This window comes from Marivivens donghaensis, assembly GCF_030410045.1.
Classification (GTDB): Bacteria; Pseudomonadota; Alphaproteobacteria; order Rhodobacterales; family Rhodobacteraceae; genus Marivivens; species Marivivens donghaensis.
This window is the reverse complement of record NZ_JAUFRA010000005.1, coordinates 190,035-205,297: the sequence shown is the minus strand read 5'-3', so window position 1 is coordinate 205,297 and position 15,263 is coordinate 190,035. Positions and strand designations below refer to the sequence as shown.

Genomic DNA, 15,263 nt, shown 5'->3' with positions numbered 1-15,263 from the left:
AGTCTGGTGGGGGTAAACCTTGCGATAGATCAAAGAGTTGGAATGTTTTTCGACGGCCCTTGCGGGGGCGGTGAAAACGGGGTTCAGTTCGGGAAAAAGACGGAGACACCAGATGATCATTCGCGACGCCACCGATGCCGATGCGGGCTTTCTCACGCAGATTTATAACCATGAGGTTCTGAATGGCACCGCTCTCTGGACGGATATCCTCGTGGATGAGGCGAACCGTCTGGCGTTTCTGGCTGATCGTCGCGCGGCGGGGTTCCCCGTGTTTGTCGGAGAGGTTGATGGCGTGGCGGCAGGATATTCGACCTACGGCACGTTTCGCGGCAAGGATGGCTATGATCTGACCGTCGAACATTCGGTCTATCTGTTGCCAGAGTATCAAAGGCAGGGACTGGGGCCGAAACTGATGCAGGCGATCATTGATCGGGCACGGGAACAGGGCCTCCATGCGATGATCGCGAGTGTTGAGGCGGGGAACACAGGGTCCGTCCTCCTTCATGAACGCATGGGGTTTGTAGAGGTCGCGCGGATGCCGCAGGTCGGTAAGAAATTCGGGCGATGGCTGGATATGTTGTTCTTGCAACTGACCTTGGATGATCGGCCCGCCCCATAAAAAAACGCCCCCGAAATCGGGGGCGTTTTCGTATCAATCGACTGCTGATTAAGCTAGCATTGCAATCGGGTTTTCGAGGTTCGCTTTGATCGCCTCGAGGAGTTGTGCGCCCAGTGCGCCGTCGATCACGCGGTGGTCAACGGAGAGGGTGACGGACATGACTGTCGCCACTTTGATCTGGTCGTCAGCGCCAACCACAGGTTTCTTCACGCCCGCGCCAACGGCGAGGATGCCAGAGTGCGGCGGGTTGATGATGGCGTCGAAGTTGTCGATGCCGAACATGCCGAGGTTGGAGATCGCGAAGGAGCCGCCCTGATATTCATGCGGCGCGAGTTTGCGGTCGCGGGCACGTTTGGCGAGGTCTTTCATCTCTGCCGACAGAGCCGAGAGCGATTTGCTGTCCGAGTTTTTGAGAACTGGAGTGAACAAGCCGCCTTCGATGGCTACAGCCACAGCCACGTCGGAGTTTTTTAACTTCAGCACGCGGTCGCCAGCCCAAACAGCGTTGGCTTCTGGGATCTGTTGCAGGGCCAATGCGCAGGCTTTGATGATGAAATCGTTGACCGAGAGTTTGACGCCACGGTCGCCGAGTTTCGCATTGAGCTGGGCGCGGAAGGCAAGCAGGTCGTCCAGTTCGATGTCGCGGCGCAGGTAGAAGTGCGGAACCGACTGCTTTGCCTCGGTGAGGCGAGCAGCGATGGTTTTGCGCATACCGTCGAGTTTGACTTCCTCGAAATCGGTGCCTTCGTACATTTTGAGCACGGCATCGGTGGACGGGCCTTGGGCCATGGCAGCAGCAGGAGCCGCAGCCTTGGGAGCCTCGGTCGCAGCGGCAGCAGGAGCGGCAGTTTTGGGTGCAGCGGTGGCACCTTCAACGTCCGATTTCACGATGCGACCACGCGGGCCAGAGCCAGCGATAGCAGACAGGTCGAGACCTTTTTGACCAGCGATGCGACGCGCGAGCGGCGATGCAAAGACGCGGTTGCCGTCTTTGATAGGTGCTGCTGGGGCAGGTGCCGCAGCCGCAGGAGCCGTCGCCGCGACAGGAGCCGCCGCCGCAGGGGCCGCAGCAGGTGCAGACGCGCCCGCTGCTGGAACCTCTTCGCCCTCTTCGACGAGGATTGCGATCAGGCTGTTGACCTTTACGCCTTCGGTGCCCTCAGCGATGACGATCTTGCCAACGACGCCTTCGTCCACGGCTTCGAATTCCATGGTGGCTTTGTCGGTTTCGATCTCAGCGATGATGTCGCCCGATTTTACTTCGTCGCCCTCTTTGACCAGCCATTTGGCCAGCGTGCCTTCCTCCATCGTGGGGGACAGGGCGGGCATGAGAATTTCTGTAGCCATTTCTCTGTCTCCTTAGCGGTAGGTGACTTGCTTCACGGCGTCGATGACTTCAGCCGTGGTGACAAGAGCGTGCTTTTCGAGGTTTGCCGCGTAGGGCATCGGAACGTCCTTGCCGGTGCAGTTCAGGACAGGCGCGTCGAGGTAGTCGAACGCGTGTGTCATGACATATGCCGACAGGTGGTTGCCGATAGAGCCAACGGGCCAGCCTTCTTCGACGGTGATCATGCGGTTGGTCTTCATCACCGAAGCAATCACGGTGTCGTAGTCCAATGGACGCAGGGTGCGCAGGTCGATGACTTCGGCGTCGATGCCTTCTTCGGCCAGCTTTTCAGCGGCTTCGAGGGCGTAGGTCATGCCGATGCCGAAGGACACGATGGTCACGTCGTTACCAGAGCGGCAGATTTTGGCCTTGCCGAACGGGATGGTGAAATCGTCGAGCACCGGAACCTCGAACGATTTACCGTAGAGGATTTCGTTCTCGAGGAAGATCACTGGGTTCGGATCGCGGATCGCCTGTTTCATCAGACCTTTGTAGTCAGCAGCCGAGTAGGGCATGACGACCTTGAGGCCAGGGATTTGCGCATACCATGCTGCGTAGTCCTGAGAGTGCTGCGCGCCCACACGAGCCGCTGCACCGTTCGGGCCACGGAACACCATCGGCGCACCCATCTGACCGCCAGACATATAGAGCGTCTTAGCAGCCGAGTTGATGATGTGGTCGATGGCCTGCATTGCAAAGTTGAAGGTCATGAATTCAACGATCGGTTTCAGACCGCCGAATGCAGCACCCGTTGCGATACCTGCAAAGCCGTGTTCGGTGATCGGCGTGTCGATGACGCGCTTAGAGCCGAATTCGTCCAGCATACCTTGGGAGATTTTATACGCCCCTTGGTATTCGCCAACTTCTTCACCCATGAGGAATACGTCGGGGTCGCGGCGCATTTCTTCGGCCATCGCGTCGCGCAGAGCTTCGCGGACGGTCTGAGTCTTCATTGGGGTGCCTTCGGGCCAGTCGGGGGACTGGTCAACCTTCGGTACTGCAGGAGCAGCCGCCGCAGGGGCAGGGGCCGCTGCAACAGGGGCCGCAGCCTCAGCCGCAGGTGCCGATTGGCCAGCGTCCGCAGGAACCTCTTCGCCTTCTTCAACGAGAACGGCGATAGGGGTGTTCACTTTGACGTTTTCGGTGCCTTCAGCGATCAGGATTTTGCCCATGATGCCTTCGTCGACGGCCTCGAACTCCATCGTAGCTTTGTCGGTTTCGATCTCTGCGATGATGTCACCCGCAGAAATGGTGTCGCCCTCTTTTTTCAGCCATTTGGCCAGAGTGCCTTCTTCCATTGTCGGAGAGAGGGCGGGCATGAGAATTTCGGTTGCCATGTGTGATGTCCTCTCTCGATCTTACGCGTAAATGTCGGTCCACAGCTCATCAAGAGCTGGTTCCGGGCTGGTTTTCGCGAATTCGGCGGACTCGTTCACGATGTCTTTGATTTCCTTGTCGATCTTTTTCAGATCGTCCTCGGAAGCATGGCTGCCCGTGAGCAACATCGCGCGGATCTGTTCGATCGGGTCACGCTCTTCGCGCATTTTCTGCACTTCTTCGCGGGTCCGGTATTTCGCAGGGTCCGACATGGAGTGGCCACGGTAGCGGTAGGTTTTGACCTCTAGGATGTAGGGGCCTTTGCCTGCGCGGCAGTGCGCAACAGCGCGTTCGCCAGCCTCTTTGACGGCGAGGACGGACATGCCGTCAACTTCTTCGCCTTTGATGCCGTAAGCTTCGCCGCGACCGTAGAGCGAGGTCGATTTGGTGGAGCGTGCCACCGAGGTGCCCATAGCGTATTGGTTGTTCTCGATGACGAAGATCACCGGAAGGTCCCAGAGTTCCGCCATGTTGTAGGTCTCGTAAACCTGACCTTGGTTCGCAGCGCCATCGCCGAAGTAGGCGAAGGTGACGTTGTCGTTGCCGCGGTATTTGTCCGAGAAGGCCAGACCTGCACCAAGCGGCACCTGAGCGCCAACGATGCCGTGGCCGCCGTAGAAGTGCTTTTCCTTGGAGAACATGTGCATGGAGCCGCCCTTACCTTTGGAGTAGCCACCTTCGCGGCCGGTAAGTTCTGCCATCACACCGTTTGCATCCATACCACATGCGAGCATGTGACCGTGGTCGCGGTAGGAGGTGACGCGTTTGTCGCCCTCTTTGGTGCAAGCTTCGAGGCCGACGACGACCGCTTCTTGACCGATGTAGAGGTGACAGAAGCCGCCGATAAGACCCATGCCATAAAGCTGGCCGGCCTTTTCTTCGAAGCGGCGGATGAGAAGCATGTCACGGTAGTAGCTCAGCAGCTCTTCCTTGGACACGTTTGCCTGTGCGGCTGGTTTTCTAGCGGCCATAGGTCCTCCGTCCTGTGATGGCGATAGTTTAGTGTTAAACTATCTATACAGGATTGGGATTTATAAAGCGAGTGTCAATATCGGTCAGAGTTGGATAGGTGGGTTGCACGGCGTGCAAGGCAGCGTTACGCCCCTGTAAACAAAGGGCGAAAAGGGGGCTCTGCCCCCTCGGCTGCGCCTTCACCCCCGGGATATTGGGGGCACAAAGGCAGGATTATCGGGTGATTACGATCTCGTCCGAGCGGACCATGCCGAGAACATCGCGGGCGCGTTCGTCGAGAAGGTCGAGGTCGAGGTAATTGTCAGAGAGACGGCGGGTGAGGTTTTGCATATGCGCCACTTCGACGTTCAGCGCGTCGAGGTCGGCCTGCAATTCACGGGCTTGGGCATCAATTTCAGCGCGGCGGAAGACACCGTATTCACCCTGCACAGCGGCAAAGGTGAAGTAGAGACCCAGAAGGATCAAAACAGTAAAGTAAATAACAGAGCCCATAGCGGGCCGTGCGCTGCGATTCATAACATGCCTCAAAATCACCTCTGACGGGTGTTGACGCTAGATTCGCACATCTGATTCGTTTTGTGAATCCCCCAAAGGGTTATTTCGCAAAGTTTTTTTGAGTAGAGTCAGGAAAGAAACAGGGCGCCCGAAGGCGCCCCGCTTTGTCTTTAGCCTGCAACCGAAGCGTCATAGATCGAGCCAACCGATGCGGCGAGCATGGCGTCAAATTCTGCATCAGACTGTTTGGCCGAGAGGCCTTCGGTCAGGCCGCGCGAGAAGGAGGCGATCATGCCTGTTTGTTTCGACAGGAGGTCGTTTGCGTCCTTGCGGGAGTAGCCACCAGAGAGGGCGACGACTTTCATCACGCGGGGATGATCGACGAGCGGTTTGTAGAAGTTTTCGACCGAAGGGAGCGAGAGTTTCAGCATCACCTGTTTGTCGGCGGGCAGAGCGTCCAGCTGAGCGAGGATTTCGTCGCGCAGGATGGTTTCGGCCTCGGCCTTATCGGCGATGGTGATGTTCACTTCGGGCTCGATGATCGGCATCAGGCCGTGCGAGAGAACCTGCATACCGATTTCAAACTGCTGCGCGACGACGGCTTTGATGCCTTCGGCGTTGGCAGCGTTGATGACCGAGCGTTCTTTGGTGCCAAAGATGCCTTTGGTCACGGCGCGCGCGAGCAGGGTGTCCAACTCTGGCATCGGTTTCATCAGTTGAACGCCGTTTGCCTCGTCTGCGAGACCCTTGTCGATTTTCAGGAAGGGCACGACCGATTTTGCGTTCCAGAGGAATTCAGCGGTCGGGGTGCCGTCAATGTCGCGGTCCATGGTCATTTCAAAGAGGATCGCGCCGACGATTTTGTCGCCTGTGAAGGAGGGGGATTTGATGATCCGCGACCGCATCTGGTGGATCATGTCGAACATCTCGGCGTCGCCGTTGTATTCGCTTTCTTCAACACCGTAGAGGCGCAGGGCCTTGGGGGTCGAGCCGCCACTCTGGTCGAGAGCTGCGATAAAGCCTTTGCCTTCGGATACCTTAGCGGCCATCTGCGGGTTCATTACTAAATCCTCGTGAAATATTAAGAATTTTTAAGGCCTTAAACGGCCTGCGCCCCGCTTGTAGGAAAGCGGGGCGCAGGTTGCAAATGTGATAGCGATAACGATTTTTAGGATAACGCTATCACTGTTCACTTTCTTTCAAAATGCTTCATTCGAGGGCTGCGACGCCAGGGAGGACCTTGCCTTCCATCCATTCAAGGAAGGCACCGCCAGCGGTGGAGATGTAGGTAAAGGCCTCTGCGGCGCCGGCTTTGTTCAGGGCGGCGACGGTGTCACCCCCGCCCGCGACGGAGACGAGTTTGCCAGCCTTGGTCAGCTCTGCCGCTTTTTTCGCGGCGGCGTTGGTGGCGGCGTCAAAGGGTTCGATTTCGAAGGCACCGAGAGGGCCGTTCCAGATCAGGGTTTCGGCGCGGTCGAGAACTTCGCTGATGTAGGCGACGGTTTCGGGGCCAGCGTCGAGGATCATCGCGTCAGAGGGGACCGACTCTGGCGCAACGGTTTCGTTGTCAGCGTTGGCTTTGAACTCGCGGGCGACGACGACATCGCGGGGCAGGATGATCTCGCAGCCAGCATCGGCGGCTTTGGCGAGGATGTCGCGGGCAGTATCGGCCAGATCATGTTCGCAGAGCGATTTGCCGACATTGATGCCTTGGGCGGCGAGGAAGGTGTTCGCCATACCGCCGCCGATCACGAGGTGATCGACTTTGCCCACGAGGTTGCCAAGGAGGTCGAGCTTGGTCGAGACTTTCGCGCCGCCAACAACAGCCACAACGGGACGCACGGGCGAGCCGAGAGCCTTTTCCAATGCGCTGAGTTCTTCGGCCATCAGGCGACCCGCGCAAGAGGGCAGGAGGTGAGCCACGCCTTCGGTGGTGGCGTGGGCGCGGTGCGCGGCAGAGAAGGCGTCGTTGCAGTAGATATCGCCCAAGGTCGCGAGGTATTTCGCCATCTCTGGGTTGTTCTCTTCTTCCATCGGGGTGAAGCGGGTGTTCTCAACCAGCACGATGGTGCCGTGGGTGAGGGCTTTCATCTCGTCCGCGTTGGGCACTTCGATAAAGGTCACAGACGATCCCAGTGCGGCCTCAAGCGCGGGCAGGGTCACGCGCAGCGACATCTCTGGCACGACTTTGCCTTTGGGGCGACCGAAGTGGGCGAGGAGGATCGGAATACCGCCAGCGGCAACGATGTCTTTGACGGTGGGCACGATGCGGTCAATGCGGGTTGTGTCGGTCACAACGCCGTTTTCGACGGGGACGTTGATATCCACGCGCACCAGAACGCGTTTTCCATTGAGGTCCATATCGTCGAGTGTTTTCCAAGCCATCTGCGCCTCCGTCAAATCTTGGGTTGATATCTGATAGCGGTATCCTCGTTATCGCCTTTCAACGCAAGGTCTGGGAGCATCCCTTGGCAAGGACGTGCAAGAGGCTTATGTCAGTGTGCAAAGAACGCGAAATCAAGGAGGTCCCCGTGGCCGATATCAAAGACCCTGAAAACACAGTGATCATCGAGCTCAAAGACGGTCAGGTTGTGATTGAACTTCTGGCTGACGTTGCGCCCGCACATACCGCCCGCATGAAAGAGCTGGCACGCGCTGGCAAATATGACGGCGTTGTGTTCCACCGCGTGATCGACGGTTTCATGGCGCAAACTGGCGACGTAGAGCACGGCAACATCGACAGCGATGCCTACAACAAAAACCGCGCCGGCACGGGTGGTTCGGATCTGCCTGACCTTCCTGCAGAGTTTTCGCGTCTGCCGCACGATCGCGGCACGCTGGGTGCTGCCCGTTCGATGAACCCGAACTCGGCCAACAGCCAGTTCTTTATCAACTTCAAAGACAACCATTTCCTGAATGGCCAATACACCGTCTACGGTCGTGTGCTGTCGGGCATGGAATTTGTCGACAAGATCGTTCGTGGCGAACCGCCCGTCGATCCCGACAAAATGATCAGCGTGAAAGTAGCCGCAGATGTATAAGCTCGCGTGTGTTCTGACTTTGGTGGCTGGCCCTGCGCTGGCAACTGGGTTGGATGTGACCGTTTCGGGTCAAGCAAACGGCACGTTCCATATCGACCTTCTCGACGATGTCGCGCCTCAGCACGTGGCGCGGATCACCGAACTGGCGAACCAAGGGCTCTACAATGGTGTGGTGTTCCACCGCGTGATTGACGGCTTTATGGCGCAGACGGGTGACGTAGAGTTCGGCCGTATGGGCGGCGATATGTCGATGGCGGGTATGGGTGGATCGACCCTGCCTGACCTTCCGGCGGAGTTCTCGGCCCTGCCATTCGACCGTGGTGTCGTTGGTATGGCGCGCGCGGCTGATCCGAACTCGGCCAATAGCCAGTTCTTTATCATGTTCCAGCCTGGCTACTTCCTCAACGGGGATTACACCGTCGTGGGCACTGTGACCGAAGGCATGGAGATCGTTGATGCGATTAAGCGCGGTGAAGGCGCAAACGGCGCCGTGATCGGTCAGCCTGACATGATGGCATCGGTGACTGTTACCGAGTGATCGGTTCTTCAGACCTGAGAGATTGAGAGCGGGGGGCAGTGGCCCCCGTTTTTATTTGAAGTGATGGGGGCGCTGCCCCCAAACCCCCGGGATATTTCAGGCACAAAGGGGCAACGAAAAAGGCCGCCCGATTGACGGGGCGGCCTTTGGTATTCTGAGAGGGGCTGATTAGATCAGCTTGCCCATCGCGACGGCAGTGTCTGCCATGCGGTTCGAGAAGCCCCATTCGTTGTCGTACCATGTCAGGATGCGGACCATGGTGCCGTCCATAACTTTGGTCTGGTCGAGCGCGAAGGTCGACGAATGTGGGTCGTGGTTGAAGTCGATCGAAACGTTTGGAACGCTGGTGTAGCCGAGGATACCTTTGAGCCCGCCGTTCGAGGCCTCAATGATCGCTTCGTTGATTTCAGCAACGGTGGTGGTGCGAGCGGCCTCGAACGTTAGGTCAACGACCGAAACGTTCGGGGTCGGCACGCGGATCGCAACGCCGTCGAGTTTGCCGTTCAGTTCCGGCAGCACGAGGCCAACGGCCTTAGCAGCGCCAGTCGAGGTCGGGATCATCGACATTGCTGCCGCACGTCCGCGGTAGAGGTCCTTGTGCATGGTGTCGAGCGTCGGCTGGTCACCCGTGTAGGAGTGGATGGTGGTCATGAAGCCTTTGACGATTCCAACCTTGTCGTTGAGCACTTTGGCAACAGGCGACAGGCAGTTCGTGGTGCAGGATGCGTTCGAGACAACCAGTTGGTCAGCTTTCAGCGAGTTGTGGTTCACACCGTAAACGATGGTGTTGTCTGCACCGCTCGATGGAGCCGAGACGAGAACGCGCTTCGAGCCGTTTTCGAGGTGGAACGCTGCTTTTTCACGGTCGGTGAAAATGCCAGTGCATTCCAGCGCGATGTCCACATCGCCCCAAGGCAATTCTTTGGGATCGCGGATTGCGGTCACTTTGATCGGGCCACGACCGACGTCGATGGTGTCCTCGGTGGTGGTCACCTCACTCGGGAAACGACCGTGAACAGAATCGAAGCGGATCAGGTGTGCGTTGGTTTCAACCGGACCCAGATCGTTGATCGCTACAACCTCAATATCGGTGCGGCCGGATTCAACGATTGCGCGCAGGACGTTGCGGCCGATGCGACCGAAACCGTTAATTGCGACTTTGACTGCCATAAGATGTCCTCCAGAACGGGGTAATGTTGGCGCTAACTCTCTCCGTTGGCGCTAACATTGCGATTTCTCGCCAAAGGTCAACAGTGAATAGGGCAAAACCAGCGCAATCAGCGCCAGAATGCCAACCATTCTGTCAGATCAAACAGTTCTTTGAGGATAAACAGGGTGCCCCCGAGGCCGAGAGCCATATCGATGACGAAACCCGTCACGATCAACGCGAAAAGCGTGTAGGTCGTTGTGCTGTTCATGGCCACGGGTTTACCCCGCAGCCATGACGCTATGCAATTGATTAGTGAATGAGGCGGCCCATTGCGGCGGCAACGTCGGCCATACGTGCCGAGAAGCCCCATTCGTTGTCATACCATGCCATGACGCGAACCATGCGGCCGACGACTTTGGTCTGGTCGGGGGCAAAGATCGACGATTCAGTGGTGTGGTTGAAGTCGATGGAAACCTTCTGTTCTGCGTCGTAGCCCAGAACCATGCCCATGTAGCCTTGGGCGGCTTCGCGGACGATTTCGTTTACTTCATCAACGGTGACCGATTTTTCTGCGATGAACGACAGGTCAACGGCGGATACGTTCGGGGTCGGGACGCGGACAGCGGAACCGTCCAGTTTGCCCTTCATTTCAGGGAGAACTTCACCCAGCGCCTTAGCCGCACCCGTGGAGGTCGGGATCATCGCCATTGCCGCAGCGCGTGCGCGGTAGAGGTCTTTGTGACGACGGTCGAGCGTTGGTTGGTCGCCGGTGTAGCTGTGGATCGTGGTCATGATGCCCGATTCAATGCCAATCGCGTCGTTGAGAACCTTTGCCAGCGGAGCGAGGCAGTTGGTGGTGCAAGAGCCGTTCGATACCATGCGGTCGTCAGCCAGCAATTGGCGGTGGTTGACGCCATATACAACGGTGCGCTGAACGTTGGTCGCAGGCGCCGAAATCAGAACCTTTTTCGCGCCGCGATCGAGGTGAACAGCCGATTTTTGACCGTCGTTGAAGTTACCAGTGCATTCCAGAACCACGTCGACGCCAGACCAGTCCAGTTCTTCGGGGTTGTAGGTCGACATCACTTCGATTGGGCCGCGGCCCAGATCCATGGTGTTGCCGCTCACCTTAACCGGAGAGCCAAAGCGGCCATGGACGCTGTCATATTTCAGCAGGTGTGCGTTGGTTTCAATCGGGCCAGTGGCGTTGATTTTGACAACTTGCACGTCATTGCGGGCAGCTTCGGTGATGTGGGCGAGGGTGCAGCGGCCAATGCGGCCGAACCCGTTGATGCCGATGGTAACGGTCATGTCGTTTTTCATCCTCTGCAGCGTCAGCGTTTGCAGGGTCTGTACTGGCATGCTGCCTTGCGGCAAAGAAAAATCTGCAATGCGTTTAATATGTTAGCGATAAAAGTGTGGTTGGCGCAGGGGTTGGCGCTAACGGTTTGCGCCAACAGCGCGGGGTTGTCATACCGTGAGGATAACGATCCAATTGAAGAACGAATCTATAGGGGTGTGGGCATGAGTGGTTTACTGGCACTGCTCGACGATGTGGCGGGTATCGCCAAAGTCGCAGCAGCGAGCGTTGATGATGTGGCGTCAGCGGCGGCAAAGGCGGGGACGAAAACGGCGGGTGTTTTGATCGACGATGCCGCTGTCACGCCGAGCTATGTGACGGGTTTCAAGCCCGACCGCGAACTGCCGATGATCGGAAAGATCACGCTTGGGTCGCTGAAGAACAAACTGGTGTTCTTGCTGCCTATCGCGCTGTTGCTGTCGAATTTCCTACCGCAAGCGATCACGCCATTGCTGATGCTGGGCGGGTCGTATCTGTGTTTTGAAGGGGCAGAGAAGGTGTTCCACCATTTCTTCCCGCACGGCGATCATAGCGTCGAAGAGGACATGGACATCAAAGACCCCGCCCACCTCGAAGAGGAAAAGGTCGCGGGGGCGATCAAGACCGACTTTATCCTCTCGGCTGAGATCATGACCATCGCGCTCTCGACGCTTGAGGCGAGCAGCATCTGGATGGAGGCCGCGACGCTGGCTGTGATCGCTGTTGGGATCACCTTTGCGGTCTATGGCACCGTTGCGCTGATCGTAAAAGCGGACGACGTGGGCCTGCATATCGCGCAGAACGCACGGCTGTCGGTGACGCGTGGGTTTGGCCGTGGGATCGTGAAGGCGATGCCGCCGCTGTTAAAGGCGCTGTCGTTTATCGGGACGCTTGCGATGCTTTGGGTTGGTGGGAACATCATGATCCACGGGCTGCACGATCTGGGTCTGCACGCGCCGTATGACGCCATCCATCATTTGGCAGCGGTGGCGTCTGAGGCTGTTGGCGTCGCTACGGGCTTTGTCGCGTGGGCAGTGACGGCGGCTTGTGACGGTGTGATCGGGGTGATCTACGGCATGGCGCTGATCCCTGTGGCGACCAAAGTGGTCGGGCCACTGATTGCCAAGGTCACAGGATCCTCGGCAGCGCATTAATCCAAAGCGACCCAGACAAATAAAAACGCCGCGCAGGATCTGCGCGGCGTTCTTGTTTTCGGGGATGTGCAGATTAGCCCAAGAGAGCTTTGACTTTTTCTGCAACAGCCTCGGCAGTGATGCCGAATTTTTCGTAGAGCGTCTCTGCCGGAGCAGAGGCACCAAAGCTGTCCATACCAACAAAGCCAGCCTTCTGTTCGCGGCCACGTTCGCCGAGCAGGTATTTGTCCCAGCCCTGACGCACGGCAGCTTCGACAGCCACGCGGACGGGTCCAGCGGGCAGCACTTTTTTGCGGTAGGCTTCGTCCTGCTGGTCGAAGAGTTCCATGCAGGGAACGGACACGACGCGGGTGCCGATGCCAGCGGCTTCGAGGATGTCACGCGCTTTGAGCGCGATTTCGACCTCGGAACCCGTAGCCATCAGGATCGCCTGACGTTTGCCAGCTTCTGCGTCTTTCAGGACATATGCACCCTGAGCGACGAGGTTCTTTGCTTTGTGTTCGGTACGAACGGTCGGCAGGTTCTGGCGCGACAGGGCGAGGACCGATGGGGTCTTGTCCTGAGTGAGCGCGATTTCCCATGCCTCAGCGGTTTCCACGGTATCTGCAGGACGGAACACGAGAGTGTTCGGGGTCGCGCGCAGCATCGCGAGGTGTTCAACGGGCTGGTGGGTCGGGCCGTCTTCGCCCAGACCGATGGAGTCGTGGGTCATGACATAGACAACAGGCAGGTGCGACAGAGCCGAGAGACGCATTGCGCCACGGGCGTAGTCGGTGAAGCACATGAACGTGCCGCCGTAAGGACGCACGCCGCCGTGCAGCGCCATACCGTTCATTGCAGCAGCCATACCGTGTTCACGGATGCCCCAGTAGACATAACGGCCAGCGCGGTTTTCAGGATCGAATACGCCCAGATCGCCCGTTTTGGTGTTGTTCGAACCGGTGAGGTCAGCCGAACCACCAACGGTTTCAGGCATGATCGGGTTCACAGCAGCCAGAACCATTTCCGACGACTTACGGGTCGCAACGGAGGGTGCTTTTTCGCTGATCTCTTTTTTCAGGGCGCGGATGGTAGCAGCGAGTTTCTTCGGCGCTTCACCAGCGAGCTGACGGTTGAATTCAGCTTGTTTGTTGGCCGAGAGCGCAGCAAATGCAGCTTCCCAGTCAGCGCGAGCCGCAGCACCGCGTTCACCGAAGGATTCCCACTGTGCCTTAACGTCTGCTGGGATTTCGAACGAACCCCAGTTGACGCCGTAGTTTGCTTTGGCAGCAGCGAGTTGCTCTTTGTCGGTCAGTGCGCCGTGACCTTTAGAGGTGTCTTGCGCAGCGTGGCCCAGTGCGATGTGGGTTTTGCACGCGATCATCGACGGACGCGGGTCTTTTTTCGCTTCAACGATGGCTGCGTCGATCGCAACAGGATCGTGGCCGTCGATTTCAACGACATGCCAGCCAGACGCGCGGAAACGTGCGACCTGATCGGTTTTGTCGGAGAGCTCTACAGTACCGTCGATGGTGATGTTGTTGTTGTCCCAGAACACGATCAGGTGCGACAGTTCGTGTTTGCCAGCCAGACCGAGAGCTTCTTGAGACACGCCTTCCATGAGGCAGCCGTCGCCAGCGATCACATAGGTGTAGTGGTCAACGATCTTTTTGCCGAAACGTGCGCGCTGGATTTCTTCAGCCATCGCGAAACCGACAGAGTTCGAGATACCTTGGCCGAGCGGACCAGTGGTCACTTCAACGCCGTCGAGCAGGAAGTTCTCTGGGTGGCCAGCGGTTTTCGCGCCCCACTGACGGAAGTTCTTGATCTCGTCGAGCGATACTTCTGCGTAACCTGTGAGGTAGAGCAGGGAGTAGATCAGCATAGAGCCGTGACCTGCCGACAGAATGAAACGGTCGCGGTTCGGCCAGAGCGGAGCCTTGGGGTCAAAATTCAGGTGCTTTTCGAACAGCACAGTTGCCACGTCGGCCATGCCCATCGGCATACCAGAGTGGCCCGAGTTCGCAGCCGTAACGGCATCGAGCGTCAGGGTGCGGATAGCCGCAGCTTTCATCCAGTGATCGGGGTGCGCGGCGCGCAGGGCAGCAATATCCAAGTGTCCGGTCCTTTGCTGTTGGGCGATTGGTTTACAGCGTCATAACAGGGTGTCCTACAAGATCAAGCAGGACCGTTAAGTCATTGGCGATGTTCGTAGGCTGGGCCTTTGCCCTTGGCCTCGATTGACTTAGGCTTTGGAGAAGAGATCACGATTCGGGCCTGTCGCGGGGGCAATGGACCCCAACGACGCTATAGAAGCCCTAGGAGGACGCGCAGATGACCGAGATATCAGAGCTTGAAGGGCGCATTTCCGCTGCCCTCGACCGGATTCGCAGCGGCGTTTCTGCCTTGGAAAACAAAGCGGTAGTAACGGGTGATGCACCTGCGGCGGCGCCTGTAGGGGATGACCGTGTGGCCCAGCTTGAGGCGGAATTGGCGGCCCAAAAGGACGTGAACGCCCAGCTGGAAGAGCGCGTTAAGGTGCTCAAATCCCGTCAGGACACCGTGATTGCGGACCTGAACAGTGGCGCTGAGCGTGCGAAAGAACAGCTTCAATCGTTTGAGGCCGACCTGGAAAAATTGCGCGAAGAAAATGCCGCCCTTCGGGATGTGAGCGAAAATCTGCGGAAGGCGGCAGAGGCGGATGGGATTGATGCCGCGATGATCAACCGCGCGATGCAAGCCGAACTGGATGCACTGCGGGCGCTGCGTGCTGCTGAGGCGGCTGAGGTCGCGACCATTTTGGCCGAATTGAAACCTTTGATCGAGGAGGCGAAATAATGCCGCAAGTCGAGATTAAAATCGGGGGTCGTTCGTTTGAAGTGGCCTGTCAGGAGGGCGAGGAATCGTTCCTGCAATCGGCTGCTGCGTTGTTGGACGCCGAAGCATCAAGCTTTGCCGCGCAAGCGGGGCGTATGCCTGAATCGCAGCTTCTTCTGATGTCGGGGTTGTTGCTGGCGGATAAAACCGTCGCAATTGAGGACCGTCTGCGCGAGGCCGAGGACAAGATCGCGGAATTGGAACTTAAAGTCGCGAACCCTAAAGAAGTTGCGGTTCCTGTCGTTCCAACAGCTGTGACCGACACGCTCAAGGAACTCGCTGCGCGAGCCGAAGCGTTGGCGGATGAAGTGGACGACAAACTAAAGGCATAACTC

The 15,263-nt window shown here is 57.9% G+C and carries 16 protein-coding genes; 6 read left to right on the top strand and 10 right to left on the bottom strand.

Annotation, left to right across the window (positions count from 1 at the left end; genetic code table 11):
• The first annotated feature begins 112 nt into the window (after positions 1-112).
• Positions 113-619, top strand: coding sequence for a GNAT family N-acetyltransferase (locus QWY83_RS06590; protein WP_249945580.1), 507 nt, complete (start codon positions 113-115; stop codon positions 617-619).
• Positions 620-667: 48 nt separating this feature from the next.
• Here the strand turns inward: QWY83_RS06590 and QWY83_RS06585 are convergent, their stop codons facing one another.
• From QWY83_RS06585 to QWY83_RS06560, 6 genes are all read right to left on the bottom strand, one after another.
• Positions 668-1,966 (bottom strand): pyruvate dehydrogenase complex dihydrolipoamide acetyltransferase, encoded by a 1,299-nt coding sequence (locus QWY83_RS06585; protein ID WP_249945581.1) that lies wholly within the window; start codon positions 1,964-1,966, stop codon positions 668-670.
• 12 nt (positions 1,967-1,978) lie between these two features.
• On the bottom strand, positions 1,979-3,343 hold the full coding sequence (locus tag QWY83_RS06580; RefSeq protein WP_249945582.1) for a pyruvate dehydrogenase complex E1 component subunit beta: 1,365 nt from the start codon (positions 3,341-3,343) through the stop codon (positions 1,979-1,981).
• Positions 3,344-3,364: 21 nt separating this feature from the next.
• On the bottom strand, positions 3,365-4,354 hold the full coding sequence (gene pdhA, locus QWY83_RS06575) for a pyruvate dehydrogenase (acetyl-transferring) E1 component subunit alpha (protein ID WP_067545602.1): 990 nt from the start codon (positions 4,352-4,354) through the stop codon (positions 3,365-3,367).
• Positions 4,355-4,568: 214 nt separating this feature from the next.
• Positions 4,569-4,871 (bottom strand): FtsB family cell division protein, encoded by a 303-nt coding sequence (locus QWY83_RS06570; RefSeq protein ID WP_105234873.1) that lies wholly within the window; start codon positions 4,869-4,871, stop codon positions 4,569-4,571.
• Between the two features lie 149 nt (positions 4,872-5,020).
• Entirely contained in the window at positions 5,021-5,911 is an 891-nt protein-coding gene (locus QWY83_RS06565) for a fructose bisphosphate aldolase (RefSeq protein ID WP_249945583.1), read from the bottom strand.
• Positions 5,912-6,059: 148 nt separating this feature from the next.
• The gene (locus tag QWY83_RS06560) at positions 6,060-7,235 is read right to left on the bottom strand and encodes a phosphoglycerate kinase (RefSeq protein WP_249945584.1); all 1,176 of its coding nucleotides are present in this window, start codon (positions 7,233-7,235) and stop codon (positions 6,060-6,062) included.
• A 146-nt stretch (positions 7,236-7,381) separates the two neighbouring features.
• Between QWY83_RS06560 and QWY83_RS06555 the strand changes: the two genes are divergently transcribed.
• Positions 7,382-7,891, top strand: a complete 510-nt coding sequence (locus QWY83_RS06555; protein ID WP_105236333.1) for a peptidylprolyl isomerase — start codon at positions 7,382-7,384, stop codon at positions 7,889-7,891.
• A complete protein-coding gene (locus QWY83_RS06550; RefSeq protein ID WP_249945585.1) occupies positions 7,884-8,429 on the top strand; it encodes a peptidylprolyl isomerase in 546 nt (181 codons plus the stop codon). Before QWY83_RS06555 ends, QWY83_RS06550 begins: the two co-directional genes overlap by 8 nt.
• 168 nt (positions 8,430-8,597) lie before the next feature.
• Here QWY83_RS06550 and gap (QWY83_RS06545) read toward each other — a convergent pair whose 3' ends face one another.
• The 3 genes from gap (QWY83_RS06545) to gap (QWY83_RS06535) all read right to left on the bottom strand — a co-directional run bounded on the left by gap (QWY83_RS06545) (position 8,598) and on the right by gap (QWY83_RS06535) (position 10,890).
• Entirely contained in the window at positions 8,598-9,599 is a 1,002-nt protein-coding gene (gap, locus tag QWY83_RS06545; protein WP_249945586.1) for a type I glyceraldehyde-3-phosphate dehydrogenase, read from the bottom strand.
• A 107-nt stretch (positions 9,600-9,706) separates the two neighbouring features.
• Positions 9,707-9,847 carry a glyceraldehyde-3-phosphate dehydrogenase gene (locus tag QWY83_RS06540; RefSeq protein ID WP_105234878.1) on the bottom strand — a complete coding sequence of 47 codons (141 nt, stop codon included), beginning with the start codon at positions 9,845-9,847 and terminating at the stop codon, positions 9,707-9,709.
• A 41-nt stretch (positions 9,848-9,888) separates the two neighbouring features.
• Positions 9,889-10,890, bottom strand: coding sequence for a type I glyceraldehyde-3-phosphate dehydrogenase (gap, locus tag QWY83_RS06535; protein ID WP_249945747.1), 1,002 nt, complete (start codon positions 10,888-10,890; stop codon positions 9,889-9,891).
• Positions 10,891-11,103: 213 nt separating this feature from the next.
• On the opposite strand from gap (QWY83_RS06535), the gene QWY83_RS06530 reads away from it, so the two are divergent.
• The gene (locus tag QWY83_RS06530) at positions 11,104-12,072 is read left to right on the top strand and encodes a DUF808 domain-containing protein (RefSeq protein ID WP_249945587.1); all 969 of its coding nucleotides are present in this window, start codon (positions 11,104-11,106) and stop codon (positions 12,070-12,072) included.
• A 73-nt stretch (positions 12,073-12,145) separates the two neighbouring features.
• Here the strand turns inward: QWY83_RS06530 and tkt are convergent, their stop codons facing one another.
• Entirely contained in the window at positions 12,146-14,167 is a 2,022-nt protein-coding gene (gene tkt, locus QWY83_RS06525) for a transketolase (protein ID WP_249945588.1), read from the bottom strand.
• A gap of 218 nt (positions 14,168-14,385) precedes the next feature.
• Here tkt and QWY83_RS06520 point away from each other — a divergent pair, with 218 nt between their 5' ends.
• Together QWY83_RS06520 and QWY83_RS06515 are read left to right on the top strand one after the other, a co-directional pair.
• Entirely contained in the window at positions 14,386-14,889 is a 504-nt protein-coding gene (locus QWY83_RS06520) for a hypothetical protein (RefSeq protein ID WP_249945589.1), read from the top strand.
• On the top strand, positions 14,889-15,260 hold the full coding sequence (locus QWY83_RS06515) for a cell division protein ZapA (RefSeq protein WP_249945590.1): 372 nt from the start codon (positions 14,889-14,891) through the stop codon (positions 15,258-15,260). The genes QWY83_RS06520 and QWY83_RS06515 overlap by 1 nt, the downstream gene beginning before the upstream one ends.
• Positions 15,261-15,263 lie beyond the last annotated feature (3 nt).